The organism is Actinophytocola sp., assembly GCF_036002505.1.
In the GTDB taxonomy this organism is placed as follows: domain Bacteria; phylum Actinomycetota; class Actinomycetes; order Mycobacteriales; family Pseudonocardiaceae; genus DASYTH01.
This window is the reverse complement of record NZ_DASYTH010000339.1, coordinates 1-15,113: the sequence shown is the minus strand read 5'-3', so window position 1 is coordinate 15,113 and position 15,113 is coordinate 1. Positions and strand designations below refer to the sequence as shown.

Annotated in this window: 18 protein-coding genes, 1 pseudogene and 1 riboswitch; of the genes and pseudogenes, 10 read left to right on the top strand and 9 right to left on the bottom strand. The window is 71.3% G+C overall.

Translation table 11 applies throughout. The features are described 5' to 3' along the window. Positions 1–296 (bottom strand): recombinase family protein (locus VGR06_RS29785; protein ID WP_327562478.1); only part of this gene is annotated, 296 nt, incomplete at its 3' end. On the opposite strand from VGR06_RS29785, the pseudogene VGR06_RS29780 reads away from it, so the two are divergent. After that, positions 251–1,087, top strand: a pseudogene (locus VGR06_RS29780) (ComEC/Rec2 family competence protein); the annotation flags it as partial. The gene VGR06_RS29785 and the pseudogene VGR06_RS29780 overlap by 46 nt on opposite strands. Before the next feature lie 121 nt (positions 1,088–1,208). Here VGR06_RS29780 and thrC read toward each other — a convergent pair. Then, positions 1,209–2,483, bottom strand: a complete 1,275-nt coding sequence (gene thrC, locus VGR06_RS29775; RefSeq protein WP_327562477.1) for a threonine synthase — start codon at positions 2,481–2,483, stop codon at positions 1,209–1,211. 12 nt (positions 2,484–2,495) lie between these two features. Continuing rightward, positions 2,496–2,622, bottom strand: a riboswitch (SAM riboswitch). Positions 2,623–2,801: 179 nt separating this feature from the next. Here thrC and holA point away from each other — a divergent pair. Further along, positions 2,802–3,782 (top strand): DNA polymerase III subunit delta, encoded by a 981-nt coding sequence (gene holA / locus VGR06_RS29770; RefSeq protein ID WP_327562480.1) that lies wholly within the window; start codon positions 2,802–2,804, stop codon positions 3,780–3,782. A gap of 54 nt (positions 3,783–3,836) precedes the next feature. Here the strand turns inward: holA and rpsT are convergent, their stop codons facing one another. Together rpsT and VGR06_RS29760 are read right to left on the bottom strand one after the other, a co-directional pair. Continuing rightward, positions 3,837–4,097 carry a 30S ribosomal protein S20 gene (gene rpsT / locus VGR06_RS29765; RefSeq protein ID WP_327562476.1) on the bottom strand — a complete coding sequence of 87 codons (261 nt, stop codon included), beginning with the start codon at positions 4,095–4,097 and terminating at the stop codon, positions 3,837–3,839. 187 nt (positions 4,098–4,284) lie between these two features. Next, positions 4,285–5,094: an enoyl-CoA hydratase/isomerase family protein gene (locus VGR06_RS29760; RefSeq protein ID WP_327562475.1), complete on the bottom strand. Its 810-nt coding sequence runs from the start codon at positions 5,092–5,094 to the stop codon at positions 4,285–4,287. Between the two features lie 42 nt (positions 5,095–5,136). Here VGR06_RS29760 and VGR06_RS29755 point away from each other — a divergent pair, with 42 nt between their 5' ends. After that, positions 5,137–5,991, top strand: coding sequence for an EamA family transporter (locus VGR06_RS29755; RefSeq protein WP_327562479.1), 855 nt, complete (start codon positions 5,137–5,139; stop codon positions 5,989–5,991). Here the strand turns inward: VGR06_RS29755 and VGR06_RS29750 are convergent. After that, on the bottom strand, positions 5,988–6,425 hold the full coding sequence (locus VGR06_RS29750; protein WP_327562474.1) for a type II toxin-antitoxin system PemK/MazF family toxin: 438 nt from the start codon (positions 6,423–6,425) through the stop codon (positions 5,988–5,990). The genes VGR06_RS29755 and VGR06_RS29750 overlap by 4 nt on opposite strands. A gap of 17 nt (positions 6,426–6,442) precedes the next feature. Between VGR06_RS29750 and VGR06_RS29745 the strand changes: the two genes are divergently transcribed. The 4 genes from VGR06_RS29745 to VGR06_RS29730 are packed head-to-tail and all read left to right on the top strand — an operon-like array spanning position 6,443 to position 10,287. Further along, positions 6,443–6,820: a VOC family protein gene (locus VGR06_RS29745; protein WP_327562473.1), complete on the top strand. Its 378-nt coding sequence runs from the start codon at positions 6,443–6,445 to the stop codon at positions 6,818–6,820. A gap of 58 nt (positions 6,821–6,878) precedes the next feature. Then, a complete protein-coding gene (locus VGR06_RS29740) occupies positions 6,879–8,486 on the top strand; it encodes a circularly permuted type 2 ATP-grasp protein (RefSeq protein WP_327562472.1) in 1,608 nt (535 codons plus the stop codon). Between the two features lie 14 nt (positions 8,487–8,500). After that, on the top strand, positions 8,501–9,448 hold the full coding sequence (locus tag VGR06_RS29735) for an alpha-E domain-containing protein (RefSeq protein ID WP_327562471.1): 948 nt from the start codon (positions 8,501–8,503) through the stop codon (positions 9,446–9,448). Continuing rightward, the gene (locus VGR06_RS29730; RefSeq protein WP_327562470.1) at positions 9,445–10,287 is read left to right on the top strand and encodes a transglutaminase family protein; all 843 of its coding nucleotides are present in this window, start codon (positions 9,445–9,447) and stop codon (positions 10,285–10,287) included. Before VGR06_RS29735 ends, VGR06_RS29730 begins: the two co-directional genes overlap by 4 nt. Here the strand turns inward: VGR06_RS29730 and VGR06_RS29725 are convergent. From VGR06_RS29725 to VGR06_RS29710, 4 genes are all read right to left on the bottom strand, one after another. Further along, positions 10,271–10,441, bottom strand: coding sequence for a DUF397 domain-containing protein (locus tag VGR06_RS29725; protein WP_327562469.1), 171 nt, complete (start codon positions 10,439–10,441; stop codon positions 10,271–10,273). The genes VGR06_RS29730 and VGR06_RS29725 overlap by 17 nt on opposite strands. Then, positions 10,438–11,292: a helix-turn-helix transcriptional regulator gene (locus VGR06_RS29720; protein WP_327562468.1), complete on the bottom strand. Its 855-nt coding sequence runs from the start codon at positions 11,290–11,292 to the stop codon at positions 10,438–10,440. The genes VGR06_RS29725 and VGR06_RS29720 overlap by 4 nt, the downstream gene beginning before the upstream one ends. Positions 11,293–11,683: 391 nt before the next feature. Further along, complete coding sequence (locus VGR06_RS29715) at positions 11,684–12,625, bottom strand: ATP-binding protein (RefSeq protein ID WP_327562467.1); 942 nt, start codon at positions 12,623–12,625, stop codon at positions 11,684–11,686. Between the two features lie 12 nt (positions 12,626–12,637). Continuing rightward, positions 12,638–13,177, bottom strand: coding sequence for a hypothetical protein (locus VGR06_RS29710; protein ID WP_327562466.1), 540 nt, complete (start codon positions 13,175–13,177; stop codon positions 12,638–12,640). A gap of 115 nt (positions 13,178–13,292) precedes the next feature. Here VGR06_RS29710 and VGR06_RS29705 point away from each other — a divergent pair, with 115 nt between their 5' ends. The 3 genes from VGR06_RS29705 to VGR06_RS29695 form a co-directional block, all read left to right on the top strand. Then, the gene (locus tag VGR06_RS29705; protein WP_327562465.1) at positions 13,293–13,865 is read left to right on the top strand and encodes a redoxin domain-containing protein; all 573 of its coding nucleotides are present in this window, start codon (positions 13,293–13,295) and stop codon (positions 13,863–13,865) included. Positions 13,866–13,871: 6 nt separating this feature from the next. Further along, the gene (locus tag VGR06_RS29700) at positions 13,872–14,711 is read left to right on the top strand and encodes a cytochrome c biogenesis CcdA family protein (protein ID WP_327562464.1); all 840 of its coding nucleotides are present in this window, start codon (positions 13,872–13,874) and stop codon (positions 14,709–14,711) included. A 33-nt stretch (positions 14,712–14,744) separates the two neighbouring features. After that, the coding region (locus VGR06_RS29695) for a GTP-binding protein (protein WP_327562463.1) at positions 14,745–15,113 on the top strand (369 nt) is incomplete at its 3' end.

Genomic DNA, 15,113 nt, shown 5'->3' with positions numbered 1-15,113 from the left:
CACCGGATGATCTCGGTGAAGTCGAACAGCGACCGGATGAACCGGTCGAGCCGCCAGAACACGATCACATCGAACTCGCTGGCCCGGTCCCCGAGCCAGTTTCCTAGTTCTGGCCGTTCCATCGGCGAGTACCGAGTAGCGGAAACATCCAGGTCTTCCGCCTCACCGGCCAGGGTCCACCCGTTGCGATCGATCGTGCTTAGGTTGTGCTCGCGCTGCCGCTCGGGGCTGGTGCTCTCGTCCCTCAGGGAGGACAGCCGGACCACCGAGAGTGCCCGGGGCTTGGAAGTGCTCATGGTGCCATTGTGCGTCATTCGCCCAGGGCGACGCGGTCGTCCTGGCGACCGCGGACGCCGGCCGGGCGGTCGTGGTGGACACCGGACCGGAGCCCGGCCCGGTCGCGGACTGCCTGGACCGGCTCGCCGTCCGCAGCGTGCCGCTGGTGATCATGAGTCACCTGCATGCCGACCACATCGGCGGGCTGGCCGCGGTGCTCGCCGGCCGGGCGGTCGGTGGCGTGGCGGTTGGCCCGGCGCGGGTCCCCGGCTGGGCGTGGGGCGACGTGTCCGGTGACGCCGCCCGGGCCGGCGTCCCGGTCGTCCAGCTCGCCGCCGGGCAGCGGTTGAGCTGGCCCGGCCTGACCATCGAGGTGCTGGGTCCGCGCCCGGCCGAGGCGCAGCCGCGGGCCGGCGCGGACGGAACGGAGATCAACAACTCGTCATTGGTACTCCGGGCGCTGACTCCGGCCGGCCGGGTCCTGCTGACCGGCGACATCGAGCTGGCCGCCCAGGCCGACCTGCTCACCGCGCGGGTCGACCTGACCGCCGACATCCTCAAGGTCCCGCACCACGGCTCCCGCTACTCCGCGCCCGACTTTCTCGACGCGACCCGCGCCCGGGTCGCCGTGGTCAGCGTCGGCGCCGGTAACCGCTACGGCCACCCCAGCCCGCAGACTCTCGGCTTCCTCACCCGGCGCGGCAGCCAGGTGCTGCGCACCGACACGGCCGGCGACAGCGCCATCGTGCCGGGCGCCGGCGGCCCGCGACCCGTCGTCCGAGGTCACCCGCGAGCACCACCCCACGCCTGACGGCCGGCCGCACCGTTCCGGCTTGCCTCGCCCCAATCAACCGCACCTCAGGGGACCGTGACGGCACCCAGCCACAATTCACCTGACAACCGCGGCGTTCCCCGAGAACGCAACGACCGCATCAAATTCCGGAGAGGCGGTCCTGCAGGGCCTGGCGGACCGCTTCGGTGGAGGGCGGGACGGTGGCGCGGGGGCCGACGCAGTCCTGGATGGCGTCGAGGGTCTTGAGGCCGTCGCCGGTGATCAGCAGGACGGTTTCGGCATCGGGGTCGAGCTGGCCGGTGTCGATCAGCTTCTTGGCGGTGGCGACGGTGACCCCGCCGGCGGTCTCGGCGAAGATGCCCTCCGTGCGGGCGAGGAGGCGGATGCCGGCGACGATCTCATCGTCGGAGACGTCCTCGACCGCGCCTCCGGTGCGCCGGACGGCGTCCAGCACGTACGGGCCGTCGGCGGGGGCGCCGATGGCCAGCGAGCGGGCGATCGTGTTCGGCTTGACCGGGCTGACCACGTCGTGGCCGGCCTTGAAGGCGGCCGCGACCGGGCTGCAGCCGGTGGCCTGGGCACCGAAGACCCGGTACGGGGTCGGCTCGACCAGGCCGAGCTCGCCGAACTCGCGGAAACCCTTGTCCACCTTGGTCAGCTGGGCGCCGGAGGCGACCGGGACCACGATCTGGCCGGGGAGGCGCCAGCCGAGTTGCTCGGCGACCTCGTAGCCGAGCGTCTTGGAGCCCTCGGCGTAGTAGGGACGCACGTTGACGTTGACGAACGCCCAGTCCTCGTGCTCGGCGGCCAGCTCGGTGGCGAGGCGGTTCACGTCGTCGTAGTTGCCGTCGACGGCGATCAGCGCGCCGTCGTAGACGGCCGTGGTGAGGATCTTGGCCCGCTCCAGGGAGGCGGGGATCAGCACCACGGACTGCCAGCCGGCGCGCGCCGCCGCGGCGGCGACGGCGTTGGCGAGGTTGCCGGTGGACGGGCAGGCGAGCACGGTGAAGCCGAGCTGCCGGGCGGCGGCCAGGGCGACGGCGACGACCCGGTCCTTGAACGAGTGGGTGGGGTTGCCGGTGTCGTCCTTGACCCAGAGCGAGCGCACGCCCAGGGCGGCGGCCAGCCGGTCCGCCTTCACCAGGCGGGTCAGGCCGGGCTGGGTGTTCGGGTAAGTGTCCACATCGGACGGTACGGGCAGCAGCCGGCGGTAGCGCCAGATGGACCTGGGTCCGGACTCGATGTCCGCCCGGGTGACCGTGCCGAAGTCGTAGGCCACCTCGAGCGGGCCGAAACACTCGGCGCAGGCGAACTCGGCGGCGAGCAGGATCCGGTGCCCGCACTCCCGGCAGGACAGGGCACGCGCCGGGCCGAGGTCGAACGTGGTGGTGTGGGGCAGGCTGACAGTCGTCATCGCGAGGTCCTCTCCTCATCTGTCCCGCGGACGGGTCGGAATTGGCACCGTGGTCGTGGCGGTCCTCGCGAGTACGCGATGGCTCACGCCGGTTGCCGGGGCTTCGTCGGGCCGTTCCCTCTGCCCCTCTGGATGAGCTGTATTCAGTTGTCGTCGGGCCGGCCGCCTGGCCGGGCCCTCTCGACACGGTACGGCACCCGGGCAGGGCCGAGCCAACCGGTTGTCCAGGATTCGAGAACAGTGCGCACGTTCGGAGGTGTCCGCGCGGGCGCCGCGCCGCCGTTCTGGCAGAGTTGGCGCCGTGAAGGGACATTGCCGGTGAGCGCGCCGGCCGTCACCCCGGTGCCCGTCCAACTTGTGCTCGGCGAGGAGGAGCTGCTGGTCGAGCGGGCCATTCGGGCGGCGTTCGAGGCCGCCCGGCTGGCCGACCCGGCGGCCGAGCTGACCAGGGCGCGGGTACCCGATATCACCCCGCCGGAGCTGGCCGAACTGGTCAGCCCGTCGCTGTTCGCCGAGGGCCGGGTGATCGTGCTGGACGGCGCGCACGAGGCCGGGCAGGAGATCGCGGGCGCGATCGCCGGGTACGCCCGGCAGCCGGCCGACGGGGTCGTGCTCGTCGTGGTGCACAGCGGTGGTGGGCGCAAGCCCGCCAAGGATCTGGTCGCCGCGCTGAAGTCGGCCGGTGCCGCGGTCGCCGAGTGCGCGAAGATCACCAAGCCGGCCGAGCGGGAAGCGTTCGTGCGCAACGAGATCCGGCGTGCGGGCGGCAAGAGCGACGGCGAGGCGGTGGTCGCGCTGATCGACGCCGTCGGCTCGGACCTGCGGGAGCTGGCCGCGGCCGCCGCACAGCTCGTCGCGGACACCGACGGCCCGGTCACCGCCGAGTCGGTGCGCCGCTACCACCGCGGGCGGGCCGACGTGACCGGGTTCGCGGTCGCCGAGAAGGCGATCACCGGCGACGTGGCCGCCGCGCTCGAGTCCCTGCGCTGGGCCATGCAGCTCGGCGTGCCGCACGTGCTGGTGGCCGACGCGCTCGCCGACGCCGTGCGTACGGTGGCCAAGGTCGCCGGGGCCGGGCGCGCCGACCCCTTCCGGCTGTCCTCGGAGCTGGGCATGCCCACCTGGAAGGTGCGCAAGGCCCTGGCCCAGTCCAAGGGCTGGCACCCGGCCGGACTCGCCGACGCCATGCAGATCGTCGCCGACGTCAACGCCGACGTGAAGGGCGTGGCCGCCGACCCCGACTACGCCCTGCAGAACGCCATCCTGAGACTGGCCAAGGCACACCGGCACACGGACTGAGCGCATACGGAAAGGCGGCCCTGCCGGGCAGGGCCGCCCAGGGAAGGCTCAGAATCAGAGGCTGTTGGCGCGCTTGGCCATTGCCGACTTCTTGTTGGCGGCCTGGTTGGCGTGGATGACGCCCTTGCTGGCGGCCTTGTCGAGCTTCTTGCCGGCGTCGCGGAGCAGCTCGACGGCCTTCTCCTTGTCGCCTGCCTCGGCGGCCTCGCGGAACTTGCGGATCGCGGTCTTCACCGAGGACTTGACGGACTTGTTGCGCAGCCGCGCCTTCTCGTTCGTCTTGATCCGCTTGATCTGGGACTTGATGTTGGCCATGCGAAGTACTCCTCGATGTCGATCATGGATGCCCGTGCCGCAGCGTGTTGCCGGCCCCGCGGGTGCGGGCTTCCTCCAGAACGGAATGCCGCACGGCACGGACGAGCAAGGATAACAAAGGGGGGTGTGGGGGCTGAGCCCCCTCCGGGGTCTGGGGGCTTGCCCAAGGAAGGATTAGGCGTGAGGACTACTCCGAGGCGGGGCCGGAGAACTGGGCCGGCCGTTTCGCCCGGATCGCGGCCACGCCCTCGGTGACGTCGGGCCCGGAGAAGCCGAGGAACTCCAGACCCAGCGAGGCGTCGAAGATCGGCCCGGCCACCCGGAGCCAGTTGTTGAGCGCGTACTTGGTCCACCGCATGGCGCTCTGCGAGCCGGAAGCGAGCCGGCGGGCCACCTGGCGGGCGGTCTCGTGCAGGTCCGCCGGCTCCACGCAGAGCGACACCAGGCCGATCCGCTCGGCCTCCTCGCCGGACACCGGTTCGCAGGTGAGCAGGTGGTATTTGGCCTTGGCCATCCCGCACAGCAACGGCCAGATGATCGCCGCGTGGTCACCCGCCGCGACGCCGAGCCGGGTGTGCCCGTCCATGATCCGCGCGTCCCGGGCCGCGATCGACACGTCCGCCAGCAGGCCGACGACGAGGCCCGCGCCGACGGCCGGACCCTCGATCGCGGACACCACCGGCTTCGCGCAGTTGATCACGTTGTAGACCAGGTCCCGCGCCTCGCGGAGCACCCGGATGCGCACCGCGAAGTCCTGTGACATGTCGGTCACCAGGTCGAGGTCGCCGCCGGAGGAGAACACGCCGCCCTCGCCGCGGACGATCGCCACCCGCACGTCCGGGTCACGGTCGATCGTGGTCCAGACCTCGCACAGCTCGCGATGGCCCTCGTGGCCGACCGCGTTCAGCCGGCCGGGCGCGGACATGGTCACCTCGAGCACCCCGCCGCCGAGGTCGGCGAAGCGCAGGCTCGGGTACAGCGCGGCGTAGTCGTGCATCGGACCATCTTGGCAGGACGCGGTGCTCCGATGATGTTCACCATGCACCCCACCGCCATTGCCCTCGTCGTTGCCGCCGCGCTGGCCCATGCCGGATGGAACCTGTGCGCCAAGCGGGTCGCCGGTGCGGGAGCGGCGTTCGTCTGGCTGTTCACGGCGGTGAGCGCGGCGATCTTCGTGCCGCTCGCCGTCGTCGGCCTGGTCGTGGCGGGGCAGGCGCCGGAGCCGGTCTGGCTGCTCGCCATGGCCGTGAGCGGGGTCCTGGAGGTCGGCTACTTCCTGCTGTTGCAGCGGGGATACGCGGTGGGCGACCTTTCGGTGGTGTACCCGCTGGCTCGCGGGTCCGGCCCGATGCTCTCCGTGCTGGCCGCGATCCCGCTGCTCGGCGAGCGGCCGGGTGTGCTGGCGCTGGTCGGGGCGGGCGCGGTGGTCGCCGGTGTCCTGGTGATCGGCGGCCTCGGCTCGGCGGCGATGACCTGGTCCGCGGGCGCGCTGTACGGGTTGGCCACCGGTGCCGTGATCGCCGCCTACACGCTGTGGGACGCGCGCGCGGTGACGGCGCTGGCGGTGCCGCCGGCGGCCCTGCTGATCGGTTCGGGGCTGTGCCAGTTCGTCCTGCTCAGCCCGCTGGCGCTGACCAGACGGGCGCAGTTGGGGACGCTGTGGCGGTCGCACTGGCGGGCGGTGGTCATGGTCGCGGTGCTGGCCCAACTCGCCTACCTGCTGGTGCTGTTCGCGCTGCGGCTCGCGCCGGTGAGCCTGGTGGCGCCGGCCCGGGAGCTCTCCATCGTGTTCGGCAGCCTCGCAGCCTGGCTGGTGCTGGGCGAGCCGAACCCGCGGCGCCGGCTCACCGGCGCGGTCGTGGTGCTCGCCGGCGTCGCCGCGATCGCCATCTAGGACCAGCCGTACCGGTCCCGCAGGGCGGCCGCGACGAGGGCGAACCGGTCGGCTTCGAGCACCGCGCCCTCGCGGCGGATGTCCCGCTCGCCGAGCTCGTAGAGCCGGTCCAGCCGGATGTAGGAGGCCCGGCCGTCGTGGTCCCAGCCGCCCGCGCCGAGCTCCAGCCAGTCGTCGTCGCCGGGCCGCGGATGCCGGCTGGAGAGCATCAGGCCGCGAAGCATGGTGCCGTTGCGCCCCACGACGAGCAGCGGGCGGTCCTTGCCGCGCGCCGGGAAGTCCTCGTACGGCACCCAGGCCCAGACGATCTCGCCGGGATCCGCGCGGCCGTCGAGGTCGGGGGCGTAGGCGATGGTGTCGGCGGCGGAGGACGTGTAGATCTGCCGGACCGCACCGTGGGCCGGGCGAGGGTCGTCCTCGGGGTCTGCGCTCATGCGGCACCCTTGGGGTCGTGGAGTTGCTGAGCAGCCGGATCCTGCTGCGGCCGCGGGACCGGGAGCGGTCGCTGGCGTTCTACCGGGACACGCTCGGGCTCGCGGTGTACCGCGAGTTCCCCGGCGGCACGGTGTTCTTCCTGGGCAACGGTCTTCTCGAGGTGTCCGGAAAGGGTGGGCCCGGGCCGGGTCCGGACGTGGTGCTGTGGCTGCAGGTCCGGGATCTCGACGCGACCGCGCGGGAGCTCGCGGATCGGGACGTCCCGGTGCTGCGCGAGCCGCGCCGGGAGCCGTGGGGTCTGCACGAGATGTGGATCTCCGATCCGGACGGGCTGCGCATCGTCGTGGTCGAGGTGCCCGCGGATCATCCGTTGCGCCGCGACCAGCGGGGGTGATGATCCCACGACCACGGAACGGGTGCGCGAGGCACCGGTCGTAGGTAATCATCTGCAGATGGAACGATCGAGTAGGCGCAGGCGTCCGGCTCGCCGGGAGACGGGTGAGCTGTTCGACGGCTACCTCGATCCGAACCGGCCGCACGCCGCGGCCTACGACGAGATGTTCGCCGCGGACGGCACGGTGCGCTCGGCCTACCGCCGGCTGCACGAGTCGCTGGCACCCGCGCGCCCGGCCGAGCTGACCGCGCGGTCGGAGGCGCTGGACCGGGCGCTCGTCGACCAGGGGATCACGTTCTCACTGTCCGGCCAGGAACGGCCGTTCCCGCTCGACCTGGTGCCCCGGGTGATCACCGCGGGGGAGTGGGCCCGGCTGGAACGCGGCCTGGTGCAACGGGTCCGCGCGCTGGAGGCGTTCCTCGCCGACATCTACGGCGACCAGCAGATCATCCGGGACGGCGTGCTGCCCAAGCGCCTGGTCACCTCCTGCGCGCACTTCCAGCGGCAGGCCGCCGGCCTCGTGCCGCCCAACGGGGTGCGCATCCACGTGGCCGGCATCGACGTGGTGCGCGACGAGGACGGCGTGTTCCGGGTGCTGGAGGACAACCTGCGCTGCCCGTCCGGGGTGTCCTACGTGATGGAGAACCGGCGGACGATGGCCCGGGTGTTCCCGGACCTGTTCGCCAAGCACCGGGTGCGCGCGGTCGGCGACTACGCCGTGCACCTGCTGCGCGCGCTGCGGGCGGCGGCCGCGGCGAACGTGGCCGACCCCAACGTGGTGGTGCTGACCCCGGGCGTGGCCAACTCCGCCTACTTCGAGCATTCGCTGCTGGCCCGGCAGATGGGCGTCGAACTGGTCGAGGGCCGGGACCTGTTCTGCCGGGACAACGCGGTCTACATGCGCACCACGCAGGGCGAGCGCCCGGTCGACGTGGTCTACCGGCGGATCGACGACGAGTACCTGGATCCCGTGCAGTTCCGGCCGGACTCGGTGCTCGGCATCGCCGGCCTGCTCAACGCGGCGCGGGCGGGCAACGTGGTGATCGCGAACGCGGTCGGGAACGGCGTCGGGGACGACAAGCTGGTCTACACCTACCTGCCGGACATCCTGAAGTACTACCTGAGTGAGACGCCGCTGCTGCCCAATGTGGACACGTTGCGGTGCTGGCTGCCGGACGAGCGGGAGCAGGCGCTGGACCGGGTGAGCGAGCTGGTGGTCAAGCCCGTGGAGGGGTCCGGCGGGTACGGCATCGTGTTCGGCCCGGACGCGAGCGTCGCCGAGCTTTCCGCGCTGCGCAAGCGGATCCGGGCCAACCCGCGGGGCTGGATCGCGCAGCCGGTGGTGCAGCTGTCCACGGTGCCGACGAAGGTGGGCCAGTGGCTGCGGCCGCGGCACGTGGATCTCCGGCCGTTCGCGGTCAACGACGGGAAGTCGGTGTTCGTCCTGCCCGGTGGGCTGACCCGGGTGGCCGTGCCGGAGGGCAGCCTCGTGGTGAACTCCTCGCAGGGCGGGGGATCCAAGGACACCTGGGTGCTCGCCGCCCGATCGTCCACGGCGGACCCCGAGCTCAGCGGCAAGGGCCTGGCCGGCGGCCCGCCACCCGACGAGATCGCGCCGGAGCAGGGCCCGGAGCTCAGCCACGCTCAGCAACAGCAACAGCAGTAGGGAGGTGGTTCGGGATGCTGGCGCGCAACGCCGAGTCGCTGTACTGGATCGGCCGCTATGTCGAGCGGGCCGATGACACCGCCCGGATTCTCGACGTGTCGGTGCACCACCTGCTGGAGGACGCCACCGTCGACGCGGACGCGACCTCCCGGCAGCTGCTCACCGTGCTGGGCATCACCGCCCCGGCCGGTGCCGAGCTGGACGTGCGCCCGCTGACCGACCTGGTCGCGTTCTCCCGTGACCATCCGGGCTCGATCGTCTCGTCGATCTCCAGCGCCCGGGAGAACGCCCGCGGTGCCCGCGAGGTCGTCTCCACCGAGCTCTGGGAGTGCATCAACGCGATGTGGAACGCCGTGCCGGAGCGGCAGCGCGAGGCGAAGCGGTTCGGCCCGCACGCGTTCTTCTCGTTCGTCGAGGAGCGTTCGGCGATGTTCGCCGGGCTCGCCGACTCGACCATGAGCCGCGACGACGGCTGGCGCTTCCTGGTGCTGGGCCGGTCGGTCGAGCGGGTGGACATGATCGTGCGGCTGCTGATGTCCCGGGTCGGGGACAAGCCGTCCTCCCCGGGCTGGGTCACCGTGCTGCGCTCGGCCGGCGCGCACGACACCTACCTGCGCACCTACCGGGGTGCCCTGGACGCCGGCCGGGTGGTGCAGTTCCTGTTGCTGGACCGGCTGTTCCCGCGCTCGGTGTTCCATGCGCTGCGCCAGGCGGAGTCGTGCCTCGAGCAGCTCGACCATCGCCCGACGGCCCGGGTCGGCGCCAAGGGCGAGGCCATCCGGCTGCTCGGCAAGGCCCGCAGCGACCTCGAGTTCCTCCGGCCGGACGACCTGCTGTCGGATCTCAACGGGCGGCTGAAGTCCATTCAGGAAATGGTGCGGGACGTGGGCGAAGCTGTTGCGCTGCAGTACTTCCACTCGGTGCCGTGGGTGGCCTGGACCAACGCGGAGGTGTCGTTGTGAACTGGCGGATTCGCGTGGTCCACACCACCGGGTACCGGTACGAGTCGCCGGTCACCCAGTCGTACAACGAGGCCCGGCTCACCCCGCGCAGCGACCGCCGGCAGAACCTCGTGGTCAGCCGCGTGGAGACCACCCCGGCCACCCGCTCCTACCGCTACACCGACTACTGGGGCACCGAGGTCACCGCGTTCGACCTGCATGCCCCGCACACCGAGCTGAAGATCGTCTCCTCGGCCGTGGTGGAGACCGGCGACATCACCTCGCCGGCCGACGGCGCGTCCTGGGCGGACCTGCGATCGTCCGCGGTGGTCGACCGGTACGCCGAGTACCTCGAGTGGACTCCGTACGTGCCGAAGCATCGGGAGCTCGCCGGGATCGCCCGGTCGCTGCGCAAGGGCCGCACGCCGGCGGAGGCGGTGCTCGCGGTGTCCGAGTGGGTGCACGACAAGCTGACCTACCAGCCCGGCACCACCGGGGTGCACTCCTCGGCGATGGACGCCTGGGAGGCACGCGAGGGCGTCTGCCAGGACTACGCGCACCTGACCCTGGCCGTGCTGCGCGCCATCGGCATCCCGTCCCGGTACGTGTCGGGCTACCTGCACCCCAAGCCGGACGCGCGGATCGGCGAGACCGTCCGCGGCGAGAGCCACGCCTGGATCGAGGCCTGGACCGGCGGCTGGTGGGGCTTCGACCCGACCAACGACGTGGAGATCGGGCCCCGCCACATCTGGGTCGCCATGGCCCGCGACTACGCCGACGTGTCCCCCTTGAAAGGCACCTACTCCGGCGGCGCGGCGTCGGCCATCGAGGTCTCGGTGGACGTCACCCGCCTTGCCTGACCGCTACGTTTTCCGGGAAGCTGCCCGAAATCACCAGCATCGGTCCGCGTGGGTCCTTCGAGTCGCGAATCGCGATGGCGCCCGGCAGGTGCGCAATCTCGACGCAATTCTCATCGGTGCCACCGCTGAGGCTGCTCTTGCGCCACTTGATCAACTGCCACCCCAGGTTGCGGCAATTCGCGTTACCAGGGCTACCGACTCTTCCTCGCCGAGCGCCACGCTGAGCAGTTCGACCACCACGTTGGCGCAATCCATGAGGTCCTCCTCGTTCTCCAGGTACACGCTCGAGGTGCGGTTGCAGAGCACGACCACGCCGGAACGGTGATCGAAGTCCAGCCGGAGAAACGGCCCGTCGACGCCCGGATGGTTGCCGGCCGAGGCGGGGATGATCCGCAGGCTGACGTTGGGTCGTTTGGCCGCTTCGGTCAGGTAGACGAGCTGGTCGCGCATGACCGTGTCGTCGCCCACGAGATTGTGCAGCGCTCCTTCCATGATGATCGCCTGATATTGCGGCGCACGGGACTTTCGGAGCACCCCCTGGCGGTGGATGCGTGCGATGGCTCGTGCAGCGGCCACCTCATTGTCAAACATGCCGCCATGGCGGATTAGTGCCTCGGCATAGGGAAACGTCTGCAGCAGCCCGGGAATCACCTGGCACTCAAAGTTGATCAACCGAGTGGCCCTGGACTCCAGGAACCGAAGCGTCGTGATCTTTTGAGCAAACGTAGACGAGTTGCGTTGCAGCAGGCCAGGCCGGTCTGCCTCGCGGGTGAGGTTCAGGAGATGCCGGCGTTGCTCGCCGATGACGCCGTAAACGGCGAGCAGGCAGGCCACGTCCTCGATCTTCTGCGGGCGTTCCCCATTCTCCATCCGGCAGAGCTTGGTCTTGTCGATGTCGGCCTTCTGCTCCGCCTCACGCAGCGTGAGCCCGGCCGCCTCGCGATGAGCGCGCAGCTCCTCGCCGATGATCCTGACGCGGACCGAGTATCCGCCGGAGGTCAGCATGGGTCCGATGATGCCGCGCTGACCTCGCCAAACCAGCGTGCCGGCGCCAGTTCTGGGCAAGTCCACCCGAACGCAGCAGATGTTGCTCGGCCCGCAACATCCGGGGAGCCAGGTGCCATGAACGGGCGCATTCAGTTAAAGGAACGGCCGTGTTGTCAACCGCGGCTGGGTGATTGGGCGATTGGCTTCCGGAAGGCGGGACATGACTACGCCGAGACGGAACACGCCTACCGGAAGGCGGGACACGCCCGGGCGGCGGCCACCGCTTCGGCGTGTCCCGGTTCCGCGTAGCCGTGTCCCGGTTTCGGGTGGCCGTGTTCCGTGTTCACGTAGCCGAGGGTTGACACCGCGCCAGTTCGGTCGGCTTCCCGGCCTGGCTCATTCAGTGCGTTCAGGGCAGTGGCCGGAAGATGCCGGGTTCGGCGATGAAGGCCTGGCCGGCGGGTGGGTAGGGGAGTGGGGGCACCGCGTGCTCGCCGGGTTCGGTCGGGGTGCCGCCGAGGATGTTGCGGGTCAGGGCGTTGCGCTCGTCGAGGAGCTCGTCCAGGGCGGTGCGCAGGGTCGGCTGGTCCAGCCGCGCCCGACCGTCCTGGTCGAGCGCCCGCAGCACCGCGCGGCGGGCCCACTCGCGGATGAACGAGGCGGTGACACCCTCGGTCGCCGCGATCATCGCGGCCGGATCCGGCAGGTCCAGCGTCGCCTCCCGGGTGTACAGCCGGAGCAGGCGCTCGCGGGCATCGGCGTCCGGGCGCGGGATCTCGACGGCGAGGTCGACCCGGCCGGGCCGGTCGGTGAGTGCGTGCTCGACGATCTCCACCCGGTTCGTGGTCAGCACGAACGTGGTGTCGGTGTCCGCACCCACCCCATCCATCTCATTGAGCAACTCGAACAGCAGCGGGCTGCTGCCGTGCGGGGAGAACGAGCGGTCCTGCGCGATCAGGTCGACGTCCTCGACCACCACGACGGACGGCTGCAGCCGGCGGGCCAGCGCGGTGGCCTGGCCGATGAAGCGCAGCGCCCGGCCGGACATGATGATCACGGTGCGGCCGGAGAGCCGGCCGAGCAGGTACCGGACGGTGTGCGTCTTGCCGGTGCCGGGCGGGCCGTGCAGCAGCAGCCCGCGCTTGAGATGCTGCCCGGTCGCCCTGAGGGCTTGCGTCCGGGCGCTCGCCAGGACCACGTGCTGTTCGATCGTCCGCAGCACCCCGGGTGGCAGGACGACCTCGTCCGCGGCCAGCTCCGGTCGTGGTTGGAAGGTGAGCAGGGAGTTGCCACGGAACTCGCTCACCCCGAAGGTGAGAATCTGGCCGAGGTACACATCCCGCTCGCTCATGAGCCGCACGATCTACTCGCGCACCTCGCCCGCGGTCTCCCGCGCGGTGGCGAGCACCTGCAGGGAACAGGTCGGTTCCGGGTGGTAGTCGGACGGTCCGCGCACCCCGAGCACGACCGGTGACCCGTCCGGCGCCGCCGTGCGGACCAGGCCGAACTGCACCGCCTCCATGCTGCGGTCGGGTGCGATCCCGACGCTGGTGTAGTCGACCGGGCCCAGGCTGAACATGTGCGGGCCGGACACCATCGTCAGCATGTCCATCAGGTCGGTGTGCATCTTGGGCGCACCGCCGATCCCGAACCAATCCGCACCGGGGGAGTGCTCGGCCAGGTAGGCGTCCACACCGCGCTGGAGGTTGGCGTGCTCCCAGGCGGGCCAGCGCTCGGTCACGTTCGGGATCTGGCTGATCGGGCACCCGATGTGCTCGGTGATCATGCGCAGCAGCGGCGAGTCGCCGTCCCGCGCCAGCACACGCTCGGCCGCCTGGAGGATCTCCCGGAGGGACCGAGCCAATCCCCGGGCGGTCTCCCCGTCCACCACCGGTTCGGTCACCTGTCCGAGGATGGCACAACCGGCTCGCCCCCGGCGCGTAATGAACCGGTAAGTACCCGGGCGCGTGTTCCTGGGTGCACGATGCGTGCCGAGGCCACTTCGAGGAGGTCGGGTCATGGCGTGGGTCCGCCTGGCGTTGGCGGTGATGTGCGCGGGACTTGCGCTCGCGGGCTGCGGAGCCAGGAGCGCGTCGCCAGGCGCCCCGCTGGCGTCGACTCGGGTCGTGGTCAGCGCACATGCGGAAGGGTCCGCGTCGGGCGGCCGGGCCGTCGGCGTCAAGATGCCCGAGCAGCTGCGGTTCACCGCGAAAACGTTGGACGGCAAGGACTTCTCCGGGGCCAGCCTGGCCGGCAAGCCCGCGGTGGTGTGGTTCTGGGCGCCGTGGTGCCCGCGGTGCCAGGGTGAGGCCGAGGACATCGCCGCGGCCGCGAAGGAGACCGCCGGCCGGGTCGCCTTCCTCGGGGTCGCCGCGCAGGACGAGGTGCCGGCCATGCAGGAGTTCGTGCGGAAGTACGACCTCGGCTCGTTCCCGCACCTCGCCGACACCGACGCGGCGGTCTGGAAGCGGTTCGGCGTGGTCGAGCAGCCCGCGCACGCGTTCATCACCGCCGACGGGACGGTGGAGATGGTGCTGAAGCAGTTGCCCACCAACGAGTTGCTCGACCGGGTGCGGGCGCTGGCCGGCTGAGCGCCGATGGCCGACGATCTCGCGCTGGCGGTGCTCGCCGGCTTGCTGGCGACCGTGAACCCCTGCGGGTTCGCGATGCTGCCCGGGTACCTGGCCCTGGTGGTGGCCGGCGAGGACGCGTCGCGGGCCGGCCGGGTGGGGCGGGCGCTGCTCGCGAGCGGGCTGATGACCGCCGGGTTCGTCGCCGTGTTCGGGATCTTCGGCCTGCTCGGCGCGCCGCTCGCCGGTGTACTCCAGCGGTACCTGCCGGTGGTGACCGTCGTGGTCGGGCTCGTCCTGGTGGTCATGGGGATCCTGCTGCTGGCCGGCCGGGAGCTGTTCCTGCTGCTGCCCAAGCCGAAGCGGGGCGCCCCGACCACCCGGGTCGCCTCCATGCTCGGGTACGGCGTCGCCTTCGCGATCGCGTCGCTGTCCTGCGCGATCGGCCCGTTCCTGGCGGTGGCCGGGATCGCGTTGCGGCGTGGCGAGCCGTTCGCGTTCGTCGCCTACGCGCTCGGCATGGGTGTCGTGGTCGCCGTGCTGGCCGTCGGCGCGGCCCTGGCCAGCACCGCGGTGGCGACCGGTCTCCGGCGGGTGCTGCCGTACGTCGGGCGGGTCGGCGGCGCGCTGCTGGTGGTCACCGGCGGTTATGTGGGCTACTACGGGCTCTACGAGCTGCGGCTTTACCACGCCGATGGCCAGGCCGCCGACCCTGTCGTGGATGGGGCTGCCCAGGTCCAGGGCGTGCTGTCCGACGTGGTGACCGCCGTGGGCCCGATTCCGCTCGTGATCGTGCTGATCGGGCTCGTCGCCGGGGGTGTCGTCGCGGCGCGTCCGCGGAGCAGCCGGGGCGACGTGGGACGATGAAGGGGTAGCCCCTGATCCCGATAAGGAATCTGAGTGACCACGTTCGCCGACACGACGTTCACGGCGCCCGAGCAGATCCGCAACTTCTGCATCATCGCGCACATCGACCACGGCAAGTCGACGCTGGCCGACCGGATGCTGCAGTTCACCGGCGTGGTCCAGGAGCGGGACATGCGCGCGCAGTACCTCGACCGGATGGACATCGAGCGGGAGCGCGGCATCACGATCAAGGCGCAGAACGTCCGGCTGCCCTGGCAGGTCGGCGGGCGCGACCACGTGCTGCACATGATCGACACGCCGGGGCACGTGGACTTCACCTACGAGGTGTCCCGTGCCCTGGAGGCGTGTGAGGGCGCGGTCCTGCTGGTCGACGCCGCGCAGGGGATCGAGGCGCAGACGCTG

Excerpts from the sequence above, each read along its gene's own strand:
- thrC (WP_327562477.1), bottom strand. The coding sequence starts at position 2,483 with ATGACGACTGTCAGCCTGCCCCACACCACCACGTTCGACCTCGGCCCG.
- rpsT (WP_327562476.1), bottom strand. The coding sequence starts at position 4,097 with ATGGCCAACATCAAGTCCCAGATCAAGCGGATCAAGACGAACGAGAAG.
- VGR06_RS29760 (WP_327562475.1), bottom strand. The coding sequence starts at position 5,094 with ATGCACGACTACGCCGCGCTGTACCCGAGCCTGCGCTTCGCCGACCTC.
- VGR06_RS29755 (WP_327562479.1), top strand. The coding sequence starts at position 5,137 with ATGCACCCCACCGCCATTGCCCTCGTCGTTGCCGCCGCGCTGGCCCAT.
- VGR06_RS29750 (WP_327562474.1), bottom strand. The coding sequence starts at position 6,425 with ATGAGCGCAGACCCCGAGGACGACCCTCGCCCGGCCCACGGTGCGGTC.
- VGR06_RS29740 (WP_327562472.1), top strand. The coding sequence starts at position 6,879 with ATGGAACGATCGAGTAGGCGCAGGCGTCCGGCTCGCCGGGAGACGGGT.
- VGR06_RS29735 (WP_327562471.1), top strand. The coding sequence starts at position 8,501 with ATGCTGGCGCGCAACGCCGAGTCGCTGTACTGGATCGGCCGCTATGTC.
- VGR06_RS29720 (WP_327562468.1), bottom strand. The coding sequence starts at position 11,292 with ATGCTGACCTCCGGCGGATACTCGGTCCGCGTCAGGATCATCGGCGAG.
- VGR06_RS29715 (WP_327562467.1), bottom strand. The coding sequence starts at position 12,625 with ATGAGCGAGCGGGATGTGTACCTCGGCCAGATTCTCACCTTCGGGGTG.
- VGR06_RS29705 (WP_327562465.1), top strand. The coding sequence starts at position 13,293 with ATGGCGTGGGTCCGCCTGGCGTTGGCGGTGATGTGCGCGGGACTTGCG.
- VGR06_RS29700 (WP_327562464.1), top strand. The coding sequence starts at position 13,872 with ATGGCCGACGATCTCGCGCTGGCGGTGCTCGCCGGCTTGCTGGCGACC.